The 15,043-nt window shown below is 69.5% G+C and carries 18 protein-coding genes; 7 read left to right on the top strand and 11 right to left on the bottom strand.

Annotation, left to right across the window (positions count from 1 at the left end; genetic code table 11):
* The first annotated feature begins 29 nt into the window (after nt 1–29).
* The gene (gene tsaD / locus JM664_RS17035; RefSeq protein ID WP_227421125.1) at nt 30–1,109 is read left to right on the top strand and encodes a tRNA (adenosine(37)-N6)-threonylcarbamoyltransferase complex transferase subunit TsaD; all 1,080 of its coding nucleotides are present in this window, start codon (nt 30–32) and stop codon (nt 1,107–1,109) included.
* Nucleotides 1,110–1,120: 11 nt separating this feature from the next.
* Nucleotides 1,121–1,540 carry an EVE domain-containing protein gene (locus JM664_RS17030; RefSeq protein WP_227421124.1) on the top strand — a complete coding sequence of 140 codons (420 nt, stop codon included), beginning with the start codon at nt 1,121–1,123 and terminating at the stop codon, nt 1,538–1,540.
* Between the two features lie 192 nt (nt 1,541–1,732).
* On the opposite strand, the gene cutA is transcribed toward JM664_RS17030, so the two are convergent.
* The 4 genes from cutA to hppD all read right to left on the bottom strand — a co-directional run bounded on the left by cutA (nt 1,733) and on the right by hppD (nt 3,896).
* A complete protein-coding gene (cutA, locus tag JM664_RS17025) occupies nt 1,733–2,053 on the bottom strand; it encodes a divalent-cation tolerance protein CutA (protein ID WP_227421123.1) in 321 nt (106 codons plus the stop codon).
* Between the two features lie 42 nt (nt 2,054–2,095).
* Entirely contained in the window at nt 2,096–2,329 is a 234-nt protein-coding gene (locus tag JM664_RS17020) for a YdcH family protein (protein WP_227421122.1), read from the bottom strand.
* A gap of 72 nt (nt 2,330–2,401) precedes the next feature.
* The gene (locus JM664_RS17015; RefSeq protein ID WP_227421121.1) at nt 2,402–2,773 is read right to left on the bottom strand and encodes a Rieske (2Fe-2S) protein; all 372 of its coding nucleotides are present in this window, start codon (nt 2,771–2,773) and stop codon (nt 2,402–2,404) included.
* A gap of 7 nt (nt 2,774–2,780) precedes the next feature.
* On the bottom strand, nt 2,781–3,896 hold the full coding sequence (hppD, locus tag JM664_RS17010; protein ID WP_227421120.1) for a 4-hydroxyphenylpyruvate dioxygenase: 1,116 nt from the start codon (nt 3,894–3,896) through the stop codon (nt 2,781–2,783).
* 134 nt (nt 3,897–4,030) lie between these two features.
* On the opposite strand from hppD, the gene JM664_RS17005 reads away from it, so the two are divergent.
* The 4 genes from JM664_RS17005 to pncB all read left to right on the top strand — a co-directional run bounded on the left by JM664_RS17005 (nt 4,031) and on the right by pncB (nt 8,851).
* Complete coding sequence (locus tag JM664_RS17005; protein ID WP_227421119.1) at nt 4,031–4,486, top strand: Lrp/AsnC family transcriptional regulator; 456 nt, start codon at nt 4,031–4,033, stop codon at nt 4,484–4,486.
* A gap of 81 nt (nt 4,487–4,567) precedes the next feature.
* Nucleotides 4,568–5,173: a bifunctional nicotinamidase/pyrazinamidase gene (pncA, locus tag JM664_RS17000; protein ID WP_227421118.1), complete on the top strand. Its 606-nt coding sequence runs from the start codon at nt 4,568–4,570 to the stop codon at nt 5,171–5,173.
* Nucleotides 5,174–5,232: 59 nt separating this feature from the next.
* Nucleotides 5,233–7,470: a hybrid sensor histidine kinase/response regulator gene (locus JM664_RS16995; RefSeq protein WP_227421117.1), complete on the top strand. Its 2,238-nt coding sequence runs from the start codon at nt 5,233–5,235 to the stop codon at nt 7,468–7,470.
* 88 nt (nt 7,471–7,558) lie between these two features.
* The gene (gene pncB, locus JM664_RS16990) at nt 7,559–8,851 is read left to right on the top strand and encodes a nicotinate phosphoribosyltransferase (RefSeq protein ID WP_227421271.1); all 1,293 of its coding nucleotides are present in this window, start codon (nt 7,559–7,561) and stop codon (nt 8,849–8,851) included.
* 9 nt (nt 8,852–8,860) lie between these two features.
* On the opposite strand, the gene JM664_RS16985 is transcribed toward pncB, so the two are convergent.
* Complete coding sequence (locus tag JM664_RS16985; RefSeq protein WP_227421116.1) at nt 8,861–8,998, bottom strand: hypothetical protein; 138 nt, start codon at nt 8,996–8,998, stop codon at nt 8,861–8,863.
* Nucleotides 8,999–9,341: 343 nt separating this feature from the next.
* On the opposite strand from JM664_RS16985, the gene copM reads away from it, so the two are divergent.
* On the top strand, nt 9,342–9,746 hold the full coding sequence (gene copM, locus JM664_RS16980; protein ID WP_227421115.1) for a CopM family metallochaperone: 405 nt from the start codon (nt 9,342–9,344) through the stop codon (nt 9,744–9,746).
* A gap of 52 nt (nt 9,747–9,798) precedes the next feature.
* On the opposite strand, the gene JM664_RS16975 is transcribed toward copM, so the two are convergent.
* From JM664_RS16975 to JM664_RS16950, 6 genes are all read right to left on the bottom strand, one after another.
* Nucleotides 9,799–10,284, bottom strand: coding sequence for a hypothetical protein (locus JM664_RS16975; RefSeq protein WP_227421114.1), 486 nt, complete (start codon nt 10,282–10,284; stop codon nt 9,799–9,801).
* Between the two features lie 126 nt (nt 10,285–10,410).
* Nucleotides 10,411–10,827, bottom strand: coding sequence for an alternative ribosome rescue aminoacyl-tRNA hydrolase ArfB (gene arfB / locus JM664_RS16970; RefSeq protein ID WP_227421113.1), 417 nt, complete (start codon nt 10,825–10,827; stop codon nt 10,411–10,413).
* Nucleotides 10,828–11,142: 315 nt separating this feature from the next.
* Nucleotides 11,143–11,763: a queuosine precursor transporter gene (locus JM664_RS16965; RefSeq protein WP_227421112.1), complete on the bottom strand. Its 621-nt coding sequence runs from the start codon at nt 11,761–11,763 to the stop codon at nt 11,143–11,145.
* Between the two features lie 87 nt (nt 11,764–11,850).
* Nucleotides 11,851–12,741 (bottom strand): esterase-like activity of phytase family protein, encoded by an 891-nt coding sequence (locus JM664_RS16960; protein WP_227421111.1) that lies wholly within the window; start codon nt 12,739–12,741, stop codon nt 11,851–11,853.
* On the bottom strand, nt 12,717–13,586 hold the full coding sequence (gene mepA, locus JM664_RS16955; protein ID WP_227421110.1) for a penicillin-insensitive murein endopeptidase: 870 nt from the start codon (nt 13,584–13,586) through the stop codon (nt 12,717–12,719). The genes JM664_RS16960 and mepA overlap by 25 nt, the downstream gene beginning before the upstream one ends.
* A complete protein-coding gene (locus JM664_RS16950) occupies nt 13,553–14,902 on the bottom strand; it encodes an MFS transporter (RefSeq protein WP_227421109.1) in 1,350 nt (449 codons plus the stop codon). The genes mepA and JM664_RS16950 overlap by 34 nt, the downstream gene beginning before the upstream one ends.
* Between the last annotated feature and the right edge of the window lie 141 nt (nt 14,903–15,043).

Below are 15,043 nucleotides of genomic sequence, written 5' to 3'. Positions count from 1 at the left end.
GGCCGGATTGGCGGCAACGGCCGGGACGCATGACCCCTCCAGAGGCACCCTTCGCGATCCTCGGGATCGAGAGCAGCTGCGACGACACCGCCGCCGCCGTGGTGCTGAGCGACCGCACCATCCTCTCCTCCGTCGTGGTGGGGCAGACCGACCTGCACGAGGGATTCGGCGGGGTTGTTCCCGAGCTCGCCGCCCGCGCCCATGCCGAGAAGCTCGACGCCGCCGTCGAGCGCGCGCTGGCTGAGGCCGGGCTGGGGCTCCGCGACCTCGCCGCCGTGGCGGTCACCGCGGGTCCGGGACTGATCGGTGGAGTGCTGGCCGGAGTGATGTGCGCCAAGGGCATCGCGGCGGGCGCGGGCCTGCCGCTCGTCGGCGTCAACCACCTGGCGGGGCACGCGCTGACGCCGCGACTGACGGACGCGCTGGCTTATCCTTACCTCATGCTGCTCGCCTCCGGCGGCCACTGCCAGTTCCTGCGCGTCGAGGCAGCCAACCGCTTCGCGCGGCTCGGCGGCACCATCGACGACGCGCCGGGCGAAGCCTTCGACAAGACCGCGCGCCTGCTCGGCCTCGGCCAGCCCGGCGGCCCGGCGGTGGAGGCCGAGGCGCTGGGCGGCGACGCGGCGCGCTTCGCCTTCCCGCGGCCGCTCCTCGACCGGCCCGGATGCGACCTGTCGTTCTCCGGGCTCAAGACCGCGCTGCTGCGGGCGCGGGACGAGTGCGTCGGGCGCGAGAGCGGCCTCACGTGGCAGGACCGCGCCGACCTCTGCGCCGGCTTCCAGGCCGCGGTGACGGAGGTGCTGGTGGAGAAGGCACGCCGCGCGATGGCCATTTCGGACGTCACCGCCTTCGCGGTCGCGGGGGGCGTGGCGGCCAACGCCACGCTGCGCGCCGGACTGCAGCGGGCGGCGCACGAGGCCGGCCTGCGCTACGTGGCGCCGCCGCTCGCGCTCTGCACCGACAATGCGGCGATGATCGCCTGGGCGGGCGTCGAGCTCTTCGCCGCCGGCCACGCCGACGACATGACGCTGGGCGCCCGCCCGCGCTGGCCGCTCGACACGGCCGCGCCGGCTCTCGTGGGTTCCGGCCGCAAGGGTGCCAAGGGGTAAGGAGACGAGGGATGCGCTACTGGCTGTTCAAGTCCGAGCCGTCGACCTGGAGCTGGGACGACCAGGTCGCGCGCGGCGACGCAGGCGAGGAATGGGACGGCGTCCGCAATTACCAGGCGCGCAACATGATGCGCGAGATGTCGGTGGGCGACCTCGGCTTCTTCTACCACTCGCAGAGCGAGAAGGCCGTCGTCGGCGTGGTCGAGGTCATCGCCGAGGCCCATCCCGACAGCAAGACTGACGATCCGCGCTGGGAGTGCGTCGACATCCGCGCGGTCGAGCCGGTGCCCACGCCCGTCACGCTCGAGATGTGCAAGACCGACTCCCGCCTCGCCGACATGGTGCTGGTCAACAACACCCGCCTCTCGGTGCAGCCGGTGACGGAGGACGAGTGGCGCATAGTGCGCGAACTGGGCGGGCTCGGGCGCTGAAACGAACAGGGGGTTCCGGACCCCACCGGAACCCCCTGCCACCCCACGTGCACCCTCAGCACCGCACGCGTTCGAAACTCTGGGATCCGGCCGTCCTGGCCCGATGGCCGGGCAGATAGCCGCAGGCGCCGCACGGCGCAAGCACAAAGCAGGAACAAGTCGAGTCGCTTTGTTGACCGGGCGATAATCGGCTCAGGGTTCGAGCGTTTCGGCCTCCACCCACGCCGCGTAGTCCTCGGTCACGAAGTCCGGCACGGTGCCGAGGACCGCCGGCGTTTCGTAGGGATGTAGCTCGCGGATGCGGGCGGCGGCACGCTCCCAGAGCGCGGCACGCGTCTTGAGCAGCAGCGGCCGCTCGGGCTCGCGCGCCACCTCGCCCTTCCAGTGGTACGCGCTCTCGATCTCCGGCTGGAGGTTGGCGCAGGCGACGAGCCGCTCGGCGATCAGCGCCTCGGCGATCCGCCGAGCCGAGGCGGCGTCGGGACAATTGGTCATAAGCACGACGATCCGCATACCGCAAATCCTAGCGCGTCGACGCGATCGTCGCCAACCGTGTCACTCGATCCGCTTCCCGATCTGGTCCTTGAGGTTCAGGCGGCGCTTCCGCAGCTCCTCCTCATGGAACTGGTCCGTCGGCTCCGCATTCGTTTCGGCGCGGTGCACGGCGCGGTTCACCTCGTGATACTCGTCGCAGAGCTTGCGAAAGTGGCCGTCCTCCTCGCGCAGGCGGTGGATCGCGTCGGCCTTGCCGGGAAACTCCTCGGCGAGCTCGTGGGGCGTGTGGGACATGGACATCGCTCTCCTGTCGCAACCTGTCACCGGGACGCTAGCCGTCGCGGCGCGTCCTGCCCCTGACATGGATCAAGCCTGTGGCCCAGCGCCGATCCGCAGCATCCCGTCCGCCTCGTGCACCGGCACCGCATCGAGGTGGCAGCCGAGGCCGTGACCCGCCACGCCCTCGCCGCTTTCCGCATCGAACTGCGCTTCGTGGTTGCTGCAGGTCAGCCGCCGTCCGTCGATGCTCAGCACCTGCGGCCCGCGGTGGTCGAGCGGCAGGTACTGGTGGGGGCAGGCGTTGACATAGGCACGAACTCCGGCGGCGGTCTCGACCAGCAGGAGCGGGAAAGCGCCACTAGCCGTCTCGACCGCAACCGCCAGCGCGCCGCGCACCGCCGCGCGGGCGCAGATGGGCGTGCCGACCTCCGGCGCGCTGGAATAGTCGGTCCAGGTCACGCCTGCGTCACGCCGCCGGCTCGTCCGCCTTGAGCACGCCGCGGCGGATCTGGTCCTCCTCGATCGATTCGAACAGCGCGCGGAAGTTGCCTTCGCCGAAGCCGTCGTCGCCCTTGCGCTGGATGAACTCGAAGAAGATCGGGCCGATCACCGTCTTCGAGAAGATCTGCAGCAGGATCCGCGTCTCGCCGCCGCCGACCACGCCCTCGCCGTCGATCAAGATGCCGTGCCTCTTCATCCGCTCCACCGGCTCGTCATGCCCCTGCACGCGCCTGTGGCTCATCTCGTAGTAGGTGTCCGGCGGCCCCGGCATGAACTCCAGCCCCTTCGCGCTGATCGCGTCGGTCGCGGCGTAGATGTCCTCGGTGCCAACGGCGATGTGCTGGATGCCCTCGCCCTTGTACTCCTTGAGATACTCCTCGATCTGGCTGTTCTCGTCCGCGCTCTCATTGATCGGGATGCGGATCTTACCGTCGGGCGAGGTCAGGGCGCGGCTGGTCAGGCCGGTCTGCCTGCCCTTGATGTCGAAGAACTTGATCTCGCGGAAATTGAACGTCTCGGCGTAGAACCTGTACCAGGTGTCCATGTTGCCGCGGACCACGTTGTGGGTCAGGTGGTCTAGGTAGTAAAAGCCTACACCTTCCGGCCGCGGGTCGCGCTCGCCCAGCCACTCGAACGCGCTCTCGTAGCAGCTCCCGCCCTCGCCATAGGTGTCGACGAAGTAGAGCAGCGAACCGCCGATCCCCACCACCGCCGGCACGTCAAGCGACTTGCCCGGCCCGGTGTATTCCGTCGCGCCGAGCGACACCGCGCGCTTCAGCGCGTGCTTGGCGTCCACCACCCGCCACGCCATCGCCGGGGCGCAGGGGCCGTGCTCGGCCACGAAGCCGGCCGCATGGCTGCCGGGCTCGGCGTTCAGCAGGTAGTTGATGTCGCCCTGCCGGTAGAGCGTGATCTCCTTCGAGCGGTGCTTCGCGACCGGCTCGTAGCCCATCCGGCGGAACAGGCTGTCCAGCACCTCCGGCTCGGGGTGCGCGAACTCGACGAACTCGAACCCGTCGGTGCCGGCGGGGTTGGCGTCGCTGATGGTGGCTTTCGGAGCGTCGTGCGGAAACGGTCCCATGTCGGTCCTCCTCCCGGAATCTGTCGCTCGCATCATAGAACCCTCGCTGCGCAAGGAGGTTGCAAAGCGGCCGGGCTCCAGGCCGCCGCCGCGCGCTTCTTGCGCCCGCGCGCCCTTTGTCGCACGCTCCGCGCATGGACAGGTTCGACCTCGCCCTCCTGCGTGCGCTCCAGACCGACGGCAGCATGACCAACGCCGCCTTGGCTGAGGCGGTCGGCCTCTCCGCCTCTCAATGCTCGCGCCGGCGCGCTGCGCTCGAGGCGTCCGGCGTCATCGCGGGCTACCGCGCCCGGCTCGACCCCGCGGCGCTGGGCTTCGGCCTCCGCGCGATCATCCGCGTGAACCTGCGCACCCACGGGCAGGAGCAGGAGGCGGCCTTCGCCCGCTTCCTCGCCGAGCACGACCAGATCCGCGCCGCGCACTCGGTCTCGGGCGACGCCGACTACATCCTCGACGTGCATGTCCGCAGCCTCGAGGCCTTCGCCGACCTGATCCACACCCGGCTCCTGCCGCACCCGCAGGTGGCGCAGGTGCGCTCCGAGATCGTGCTGAGGACGCTCAAGGACGACGCCGGACTGCCGCTTGGCTGAAGCCTGCGCCTTGACCGGCTCCGCAGCGACCGCAAGAACGGGGGCAGGGCGGTCGCGCCCGTGACGGAGCGGAGATATCCCATGCGGTCCGAGAACGAAGCGCTCATCGTCATCGACGTGCAGAACGACTTCTGCCCTGGCGGCGCCCTCGCCGTGACCGACGGCGACGCGGTGATCCGCCCGATCAACGCGATGCTGGACGAATTCGCGGTGCGCGTGCTCACGCAGGACTGGCACCCGGCCGAGCATCACTCCTTCGCCTCGCAACATCAGGGCCGCGCGCCTTTCGAGAGCATCGAGATGCCCTACGGCAGCCAAGTCCTCTGGCCCGATCATTGCGCGATCGGCTCCCACGGCGCCGAATTCCACCCCGACCTGCGCGTCGACCGGGCGCAGACCATCGTGCGCAAGGGCTTTCGCCGCGATGTCGACAGCTACTCCGCCTTCTTCGAGAACGACCACCGGACGCCGACGGGGCTCGAGGGCTACCTCCGCGCCCGTGGTGTCGACACGCTCGTCCTCGCCGGGCTGGCCACCGACTTCTGCGTCGCCTTCTCGGCGCTCGACGCCGCCCGGCTCGGCTTTCGCACCACCGTTGTCGAGGACGCCTGCCGAGGGATCGATCTCGCAGGCTCCCTGAGGACTGCACGAGCGGACATGCGCCGCGCGGGCGTTACACTGGCGTAGCTTAACCGATTCCCAAGTCTTGCGGGCGCAGATGGCGCTTGCCGAGCAACGAGGCCGCCGTGACGTCAGCTTCAGCGCATGACACCGATCTCCTGACGGAGCACCCGACCGCCGGGGAGCGCGGCATCGGGCTGTACCTGCGCGAGCGGATGCGGAGGTCGCGGGAACGGGTCATACTCATCGTCGTCGGGGCGATACTGCACGGCATCTTCTTCGACTGGTTCTCGGGCTGTCTGCTCGCCCTGCTCCTCGGCGCGTCCGACGCGGCGGACACCTGGTATGCCCGTCGCCTCTCGCGCACCGGACTGGCCGGTGCAAACCTCCCGCGCGTGCGGCGAATGGTGCTGGCGCTGGCGTGGATGGACGCGGTCGTGACCTCGCTCGCGATCTCGATCCTCTGGGTGGTCCAGGGCGACGAGGCCCGCGTGATGACGCTCGTCGCGATCGCCGCCATCGTTCTCGACACCGGCCTCATGCTGCACGCCGCGCGCCGGCTGATCGCCATCAAGCTCGCGCTCTGGGCGGCGACGCTCGTCGGCCTCTTCGCGTGGGAGGTCGGGACCGACGGCTTGTCGACGAGCCTGATCTACGACGCGGTGGCCTTCGGCTTCTTCGTCTTGGTTGCTGCCTCGCTTCTCGGCGACGTCGCCCGCAACAGCCGCATGCTGGATCGGGGCGCCCGGATGCTGCGGCGCGAGTCGGCCCGGCTGCACTGGGCGCACGAACAGCTGCAGGAGCGCGAGGGCGCGGCGCAGCGCCTGGCCGTGGTCGCGCGGGTCGCCCGCGACGCAATCCTCATCTGCGACGCTGACGGTCGGGTCGAGTGGGTGAACCGGGCCGCCGCCGAGCTGGCCGGACGCCCGCCGGAGGCGCTGATCGGCTGCCCGGTGCGTACCATCTTCACCGACCCCGAGAACGATCCCGACGCACGTCAACGCCTCGCGGCGGCAATCCGCAAAGGCCAGTCGATCCGCGCCGAGCTCATGCTGGCACGCGACGGCGTCGAGCCGACCTGGGTCGAGAGCAGCATCACGACGCTCAACGACGCCGACGGCGCACTCCTGGGGCACGTCAACGTCACCCGCGAGATCACGGACGCCAAGCGGCGCGAGCGCGAGCTCGCGGCCGCAAAGGCGGCGGCCGAGGCGGCGGCCGAGGCCAAATCCACCTTCCTCGCCACCATGAGCCACGAGATCCGTACGCCGCTGAACGGCATCATCGGCACCGCCGACCTGCTGCGCACGCGCCTGCGGGACGCGCCGGAGGCGCCCTACGTCGAGATGATCCTCGAGTCGGGAGAGGCACTGCTCATGATCGTCAACGACGTCCTCGAGGCGACGCGGCTGGAGGCGGGCCATGCCGACATCCTGGAGGAGCCGTTCGACCTGCCCCAGCTGGTGCGCTCGACGCTGGGCGTCATGGCGCCGGTCGCCGCGGCCAAGGGACTGACCCTCGTGGACGCCACCACCGGCGCGTTGCCGCGCCTGGTGCGCGGCGATGCCGGACGGCTGCGCCAGATCCTGCTGAACCTGATCGGCAACGCGCTGAAGTTTACCGAGACCGGCGGCGTGACGCTCCGCCTCGACGCGCAGGCTGACGGCACCGTCGCATTCGAGGTCCAGGACACCGGGATCGGCATCGCGCCGGAACGGCTGCAGGCTATTTTCGAGACGTTCACCCAAGCCGACGCGCACGTCGCGCGCCGCTTCGGGGGCACCGGGCTCGGACTGTCGATCTCCCGCAAGTTGGCGGAGGCGATGGGGGGCGAGATCGGCGTCAGCTCCACGCCGGGCCGCGGCTCCACCTTCACGCTGCGGCTGCCGATGCAGGTTGCTGCCCAGTCGTCGCCCGAGCTCGCGGCGCCTGTGCCCGCCGCTCATGCTGACCGCGCCCTCGCCGGAACCCGCATCCTCGTCGTGGAAGACAATCGCACCAACATGTTCCTCATCACGCGTTACCTCGCCGACACCGGCGCCGAGCTCATCCTTGCCGAGGACGGGAAGCAGGCGGTCGAGGCGGTCGCGGAGCAGAGGCTCGACGTGATCCTCATGGACGTCTCCATGCCGGTGATGGACGGGCTCGAGGCCACCCGTACCATCCGGCGGCAGGAGGTCGGGCCGCCGTGCCCGATCGTCGGTCTGACCGCCAACGCATTCGACGAAGACCGGCGCCGCTGCTTCGAGGCCGGCATGACGGCCTTCCTCACGAAGCCCGTCAGGCGCGCGGAGCTGCTGGCCGAGCTGCGCGCCATCCTCGGCGAGGACCGCGCCAGGCCGAGGCCCGTCGCCGCGGAGTAGCGTCGGCGCTGGCCGATTCGCGGCAAGCCTTTGCCCCGGGCCGCCAATGTCGTATCACCTGTTCCGCCGCAGGGGACGGGGGCGCGCCGTGGTCGACATCGCCGAACGGGTCTGGAGCCACAAGTGGAAGATCGACCCGATCGTCCGCTCGCTCATCGATACCGACTTCTACAAGCTCCTGATGTGCCAGTCGGTGTTCCGCAACCGGCCCGACGTCAACGTCACCTTCCGCCTCATCAATCGCACCAGCCGCATCCGCCTCGCCGAGCTGATCGACGAGGGCGAGCTGCGCGAGCAGCTCGACCACATCCGCTCGCTCCGCCTCGCCCGCGGCGAGAGCACCTGGATGCGCGGCAACACCTTCTACGGCAAGCGCCAGATGTTCCGGCCCGAGTTCATGGACTGGCTCGAGCACGTGCAGCTGCCGCCCTACCACCTTGAGGTGCGCGACGGGCAGTACGAGCTCAGCTTCGAGGGCGCTTGGCCCGAGGTCATGCTGTGGGAGATCCCGGCGCTCGCCGTCCTGATGGAGCTGCGCTCGCGCGCCGTGGTGCACGACATGGGCCGCTTCGAGCTGCAGGTCCTCTACGCCCGCGCCATGACCAAGCTCTGGGAGAAGGTCGAGCGCCTGCGCGGGATCGAGGGGCTTCGCATTGCGGACTTCGGCACCCGCCGACGGCACTCGTTCCTCTGGCAGGACTGGTGCGTGCAGGCGATGATCGAGGGGCTCGGGCCGCACTTCGCCGGCACCTCCAACTGCCTCATCGCCATGCGCCGCGACCTCGAGGCGATCGGCACCAACGCGCACGAGCTGCCGATGGTCTATGCCGCCCTCGCCGATGACGAGGCCGAGCTCCGCGCCGCCCCCTACCGCGTCCTCGCCGACTGGCAGGAAGAGCATGACGGCAACCTCCGCGTCATCCTGCCCGACACCTTCGGCACGGTGCAGTTCCTCGACAACGCCCCCGACTGGCTTGCCGGATGGACCGGCATCCGCATCGACTCGGGCGACCCTGTCGTCGGCGGCGAAACCGCGATCCGCTGGTGGGAGAGCCGCGGCGAGGACCCGCGCGACAAGCTCGTGATCTTCTCCGACGGCCTCGACGTGGAGCGCATCGTCGAGCTGCACCAGCGGTTCTCGGGCCGCACCCGCGTCTCGTTCGGCTGGGGCACGCTGCTTACCAACGACTTCCGAGGCCTCGTCGCGCAGGATGCGCTGGCGCCCTTCAGCCTCGTCTGCAAGGCCGTCGCTGCCGAGGGCCGCCCCACGGTCAAGCTTTCCGACAATCCGCTGAAGGCGACCGGTCCGGCCGCCGAGGTCGAGCGTTACCGCGATGTCTTCGGCGTCGGCGCGCAGCCGCCGCTCGAGGTCCTGGTCTGAGGCCCGCTCCTAGAGCTGACCGATGAGGACCGCGACGATGAAGAGCACCATCGCGGTGGCAAAGAAGGTGGCGAGGTAATGAGGGCCTGGCTCGCTCGGGTTCATCTGGTCCCAAATATGCAACCAAGCCTCGCGAAGGCTTTGCATGCATCTGCTCCGTCTTTTCTGAACAGGTTCTAACCTAAACGTTCGGGCCGTCACGTCGACCCCTTGACGCCGGATAAGCCGCAGCACTGCCGCTGCCGCGACCGGCCGCCTGCGACCTGGATCGCGGAGCTGCGCCTCGTGCCGGCGCCCGGGCCGGTCCCGACATGACCCGATGGGACACCGTCCAGAGCGGCGACTGGAACGACGAGGAGACCAGACCGATGCGGACCAGCGCCAGACGAACGCGCCGGCCATTTCTGATGTGGACGACCGCCTTGCCCCTGACTGGCGGAGACGGACGGCGTACATTGGGGCCGACGAACCCGTGAAGGAGAAATTCTACATGTTCAGGACAGGCACCATCACCATCGCCGTTGCGGCTTTCGCCGCCGCCGCCCAGGCACAGGACCGGGGTCTGGCGGGAACCGGAATGGATCACGGCGATCCGGCACGGCACGAGGATCACGCGCCGTCGCCCGCGGCGGCTGACGATACCGCGAGCGCGGCGCTCCGCGCGGCGAACGAGCGCATGCACGCCGACATGTCCGCCGGCCTTTCCGGCGATCCCGACATCGACTTCGCCCGCGGCATGATCCCGCACCACGAGGGCGCGGTGGCGATGGCCGAGATCGTGCTGGAATACGGTCAGGACCCGGAGCTCAGGGAACTCGCGGCGCAGATCATCGAGACGCAGCAACAGGAAATTGCGTTCCTGCGCGACTGGCTCGCCCGGCAGGAGCCGCAGTAGCGACGCCGGGCCGGCCGCTTGCGCGGCGGCCGGCCCGGACCTCAGGCCGAGGTCACTCCACGATAACCTCGCCCGAAGCCTCGTTCGGCGGTTCGGCCGAGTCCGTCACCGTGAAGGGGTAGGTTCCAGCCCGCATCGGGTGAAAGCTGAACCGGGCCGATGCCCCCAGCCCCTCGCAGTCGATCGACCTGAAGTTCAGCCCCTGCATGTGGAAGTTGATCTCGTCGTCGCTGTCCGGATCGGCGACGCTGACGATCCGGATGTGCACGTTCTCCATCAGCTCCGGGGCGTGAAAGCTGATGCCGGCCTCGTTCTCCACGTCGGTGGGGCAGACCAGGTTGAAGCGATAGTACCCGCCATGTGCGAGCCGGAACTCGCTTTGCGACAGACTCGGACCCTCGGGGCCTACGGTGACTTCGAGCGACACGTCCTCGGGCGGCCCGGAGCCGACTGCGCCGGACTGCTGCTGCGCCAGCGCCGCACTCGCGACAGCGAGGCAGGTCATCGCGCCGGCGATGGCGAAAGCCGTTCTGTTCATCGTATATCTCCTCCAGGCCATGTTCCATGCCCTCCAGCGAGCGAGCCGTGGCCTCGGCTCTGCCGGCAGGATACACGTGAATCTCGGCGGGAAAATCCTCCTGCTGCCGCGGGCGACGGGGACGCCTCAGTCCTCCACGCGCCCCCTTAGCGACTTGACCTCGCCCCGCTGCTTCTTCGCCTCCAGCCGTCGGCGTTTGGAGGCGAGCGTGGGCCGCGTCGGCACGCGGCGCTTCGGTGTCTCGGTGGCGCGGCGGATCAACTCGGCCAGCCGCTCGCGCGCCAGCTCGCGGTTGCGCGACTGGCTGCGGGTGTCGGACACCTGCAGGACGATCGCACCGTCCGAGGTCCAGCGGCGCCCGGCGAGGCGGCGCAGGCGGCGCTTGACGGGGTCCGGCAGGTTCGGCGACCGCTCCGCCTCGAACCGCAGCTCGACCGCGGTGGAGACCTTGTTGACGTTCTGCCCGCCGGGGCCGCCCGAGCGGACGAAGTGCTCGACGAGTTCCCAGTCCTCGATCGCGATGCGGTCGGTGACGCGCAGCAAGGGGCACCTCGGGGGTCATGAAAGACTTGCACGAACTTGTAAGACCGGCCGCGAAATCTTCAACGAATTTGCAAAAAACGGAAAGGGCCGCCCTGGCAGGCGGCCCTCCGAGTTCTGATGGAGATGGGCCAGTTAGGGTCGGTACGACCGCGGCCCAATCAGGAGTGGTTCGCTCGAGGGGCTGCCCTCAGGCGACAATCCTCCCGACTGTCCCAACCACGCTCTCCAATATCACTCTCGACACTGGACCACCTCCTTTCTGAATGTTTCCGACAGGCTGAAGGTGGGTGCGACCGGGCCATCTGTCAAAGAAAATCAGACCGGCCTTACCTGAAGCTGTCTCACGATGACGCGAAACGGGACAAGCGCCAGCAAGGCGAGCAGAAGCTTGACGCTCCAGTCCGCCACCGCGAGCGAGATCCAGAGCGGCATGAGCGGCCCCTGCCCGAGAAGCGGCACCGCCTCGTTCGCCCACGCCACGTCGTTGCCTGGCTCGAGGAACGCGAGCGATCCGGCGAAGGCGAGAGTGAAGAAGATCGCCGTGTCGAGCGCCGATCCGATCAGCGTCGAGACCAGCGGCGCCCGCCACCAGCGACCGCCACGCAGCCTGTCGAATGCAGCAACATCAATGAGTTGAGCGGTGAGAAACGCCGTTCCGGAAGCGATCGCGATGCGCCAGGTCACGAGCGGGCCGAAAGCGCCCTCGATCTGCGTGCCCACGAAGGAGCACGCGAGCCCGGTGAGAAAGCCGGCATAGACCACGCGCCGCGCCGTCGCCGGGCCATAGACCCGGTTCATCACGTCGGTGACGAGGAATGCCAGCGGATAGGTGAACGCGCCCCAGGTCAGCCACTGGCCGAACAGGAACTGCACCAGGATGTTGGACGCCACGACGATGGCGGCCATGGCGATGATGCCGGGGAGGAGGCGGGGCATGTGAGGCGTCCGTTTTGGCAAGGTGGCGGAGACTTGGTCCCGCGCAGGGACGCGGGGCCTATACCGCCGGCCGCGCGCCGCATCAAGTCACTCCGGCACCGCGTACTCCACCAGCTCGTTGCGCTGGAACCACTTGAAGTTGTTGTCGGTGGTCATCGTCAGCCGCAGCCGGCCTCCCGCATCGCGCCAGACGGCGAGGCCCTCGAGGTTGCCGTGGCGGCCGGCTTCGCTCTCGAGCACCAGCCCTTCGTCTGTCCAGCCGCCGTCCTCGTAGGCGAAGCTGCGGATGCGCGAAGCGAAGCCCCAGAGGCCGAGCCGCCGCTCCAGCAGGTAGAGACGCCCGTCGGGGCCGAAGTCGGCGCCGACGGCGCGGTAACGGTCGCGGTCCGGCAGGCGTCCGTCGCGGCGCCACGCGCTTCCGTCCCAGCGCCAGAGGTGGAAGCCCCGTCCCCAGCGCTCCGGCCGCTCGGGCAGAACGACGAGGTCGCCGTTTCCGTCCATCGCCAGCGCCTCGAATGAGCCGTTGTAGCGGAGGGCGGCGAAGTCCGGATGGCTTGGCAGGCGCACCGGCGTGCCGCCGGTGAGGGAATAGCGCCAGACCTCGTGGATCACCTCGAACGAGACGAAGAGGTCGCCGCCGTCGAGCACCAGCCCCTCTGTGTCGACGGCGATCTTTTCGCCGCCGATCATCGGCCAGCCGCCTTCCGGCGGTTCGAACGTGCGGATCACGCGGTCGCCGATGCCGATGATCCGCTCGCCCAGCCGAAGAAGGCTGCCGGTGACGAGGAAGCCACGGTCGGAGATCATCGCGAAGGTCCGCCCGTCGGGCGTGTCGAAGCCCGAGAAGCCGCCGAACCACTCCTGCGCGATGGTCAGGTCGTAGCTGCCGACGAACACTGCCGGTCCGGTCTGCGCCGGCACGCGGCCGCAGGCAGCGAGGAGGAGCGCCGCGATCAGCGCGAGAGAACGGAGGCGCATTCCTGCGGCAGGTCGGCGAGCGTCAGGTCTCGCCGGGGGCGCGGCGGCGGTGCATTCGGGTCGGGCGGCGGCGGGTTCAGGATATTGTTGGCCCAGGCCACTGCGTCGTCGCAGCCGTCGCCCGGCGGCGGCGGGTCCTGATCGACGCAGCCGCTCATCCCGCGCGGGCAGGCGAGACGCACGTGGAAGTGGGTATCATGACCCCACCAGGGACGGATCTTGCGCAGCCAAGCGCGGTCGCCGCGGGCGTCGCGACACATCTGGACCTTGGCGCCGGGGAAGATGAAGATCCGCGCCACGGCCGGATCGCTCGCAGCCGCCTTCAGCAGTTCGTGATGCGCCGGCGTCCAGCTGTCGTTGACGAACGCCCCCCTGGATCGCTGCAACGAGATCGACGAGACCTCCTCTCGCTCGCGCGGCGTCAGGCGCAGGTTAGTCGCGGGGCGAAGCCAGATGTCGATATCAAGGCCGGTCTGATGGCTGGCGTGTCCGGTCAGCATGGGGCCGCCGCGCGGCTGCGACATATCGCCGATGTAGAGGCCGTTCCACCCCGGCAGGCGCGCCGCGAAGCGCGACAGGCGGTCGATGAACGTCAGCGTTTCGGGAAAGGCCCAGTTGCGGTTGCGGCTGAGGCGCATCGCCTGCCAGGTGGGTCCCGTCTCGGCCAGCGGGACCGCACCGGCGAGGCAGCCCCGGGAATAGCTGCCGAGCGGGTGCGGCCGGTGCGGTGAACCCGCCTGTTGCCGGCCAAAGAGTTCCTTGGCCGGGGTCTGGGCCGCGGCCGGCAGCGCCGTCAGCAGGGCAAGCGAGATCAGGGCGAGTTGGGCGAGGGCGCGGCGGACCATGTGACTGCTCGTTTTCCGTCCGGTTTGACCCAGAGTAGCAGAACGAGACCGATCAGGAAGAGAAGTATCAGCGGCGCGATGCCCGCTCTCTGGCTGCCTGTTGCATCCGTGACGATCGCTATGCTAGCGGGCGCCAGGAACGACGTCGCCTTGCCGGCCAGCGCGTAGAGGCCGAACGCCTCGGTCATCCGCGTCACGTCCGCCTGCCGCACCAGCATCGTCCGGCTCGCCGCCTGAACGATGCCGCCGGCGGCGCCGATCGCCATTCCGACGAAGTAGAACGTGATGTCCGGCAGCGCAGATTCTGCCGGCACGGCGATACCGAAGACGCTGCCGCGCGAGGTCGCGATCGCCACGATGCCGGTCACGATCAGCACGACGATGCCGGCGATGATGACCGGCTTCGGCCCGAAGGTGCTGTCGGCCCGGCCGCCGATCCAGCAGAAAACGCCCGCCGAGGTCGCCGCGAGGATGCCGAAGATGCCGGTGTCGATCACCGACCAGCCCAGCACTCCGGTCGCGTAGATGCCGCCGAAGGTGTACATGCCGGTGAGCGCGTCGCGGTAGAACATCGACGAGGCGAGATAGGCGCCGAGGCTGGGATTCGACGGCAGCCGACGCAGGGTCCGTCCCAGGTCGGCGAGGCCCTGCAGCACCCGCGGACGGACCCGCCGCCCGGGCGCCTCGCGCACCCACAGGAAGAACGGGATCATGAAGACCAGGTACCAGAGCGCGGTAAACGGCCCGACGGCGCGCGTCCCCTCGCGTTCGGCGGGATCGAGGCCGAGGATCGGCGGCCCGCCGAGAAGGGTCGTGCCTCCGTCGTTCTCGGCCAGGAGCAGCAGCACGAAGATCAACGACAGGACGCCGCCGGCATAGCCCCAGGCCATCCCCGTGCCACTGATGCGCCCGATCTCCTCGCGCGCGCCGAGGTCGGGCAGCATCGCGTTGGTGAAGACCGTGGCGAACTCCATCCCCCACAGGCCGGCGCCGAAGACGACGAGGATCCAGATGACGTTCTCCGATGCCGGGACCGCCCACCACAGCGCGAAGGCCGCGACCGTGTAGATGACCGAGAACGTCACGATCCACGGCGTTCGCCGGCCCGAGGAATCGGCCACCGCGCCCAGAACCGGGGCCAGCAGCGCGATGCAGATGCCGACGACGCCCAGCATCGCCCCCCACAGCGTCTGCGCCCGCACCGGGTCGCCGACCACCGTCGCGAAGTAGGGGGCGAAGATGAACGTCAGGAGCAGTGTCGCATAGGGCTGGCTGGCCCAGTCGAACATCATCCAGCCCCAGATCCGCCGCCGCATGCGCCCCTCCGCCCCCGCCGGAGCGGACTATCGCACGGGTTGGTCGCGGATCAAGCAGGGCGGCGCGTCTGCGTTGCGCCGGTGGTGGCGCGGCGCCCGCGCCGCGCGGCGCCGACGCGCGCGTGGAGAGGCGGACCGACG

The organism is Roseitranquillus sediminis, from assembly GCF_016918935.1.
In the GTDB taxonomy this organism is placed as follows: domain Bacteria; phylum Pseudomonadota; class Alphaproteobacteria; order Rhodobacterales; family Rhodobacteraceae; genus Roseitranquillus; species Roseitranquillus sediminis.
Note: the sequence above shows the minus strand (reverse complement) of the source record. Positions and strands in the feature narration are given on the sequence as shown.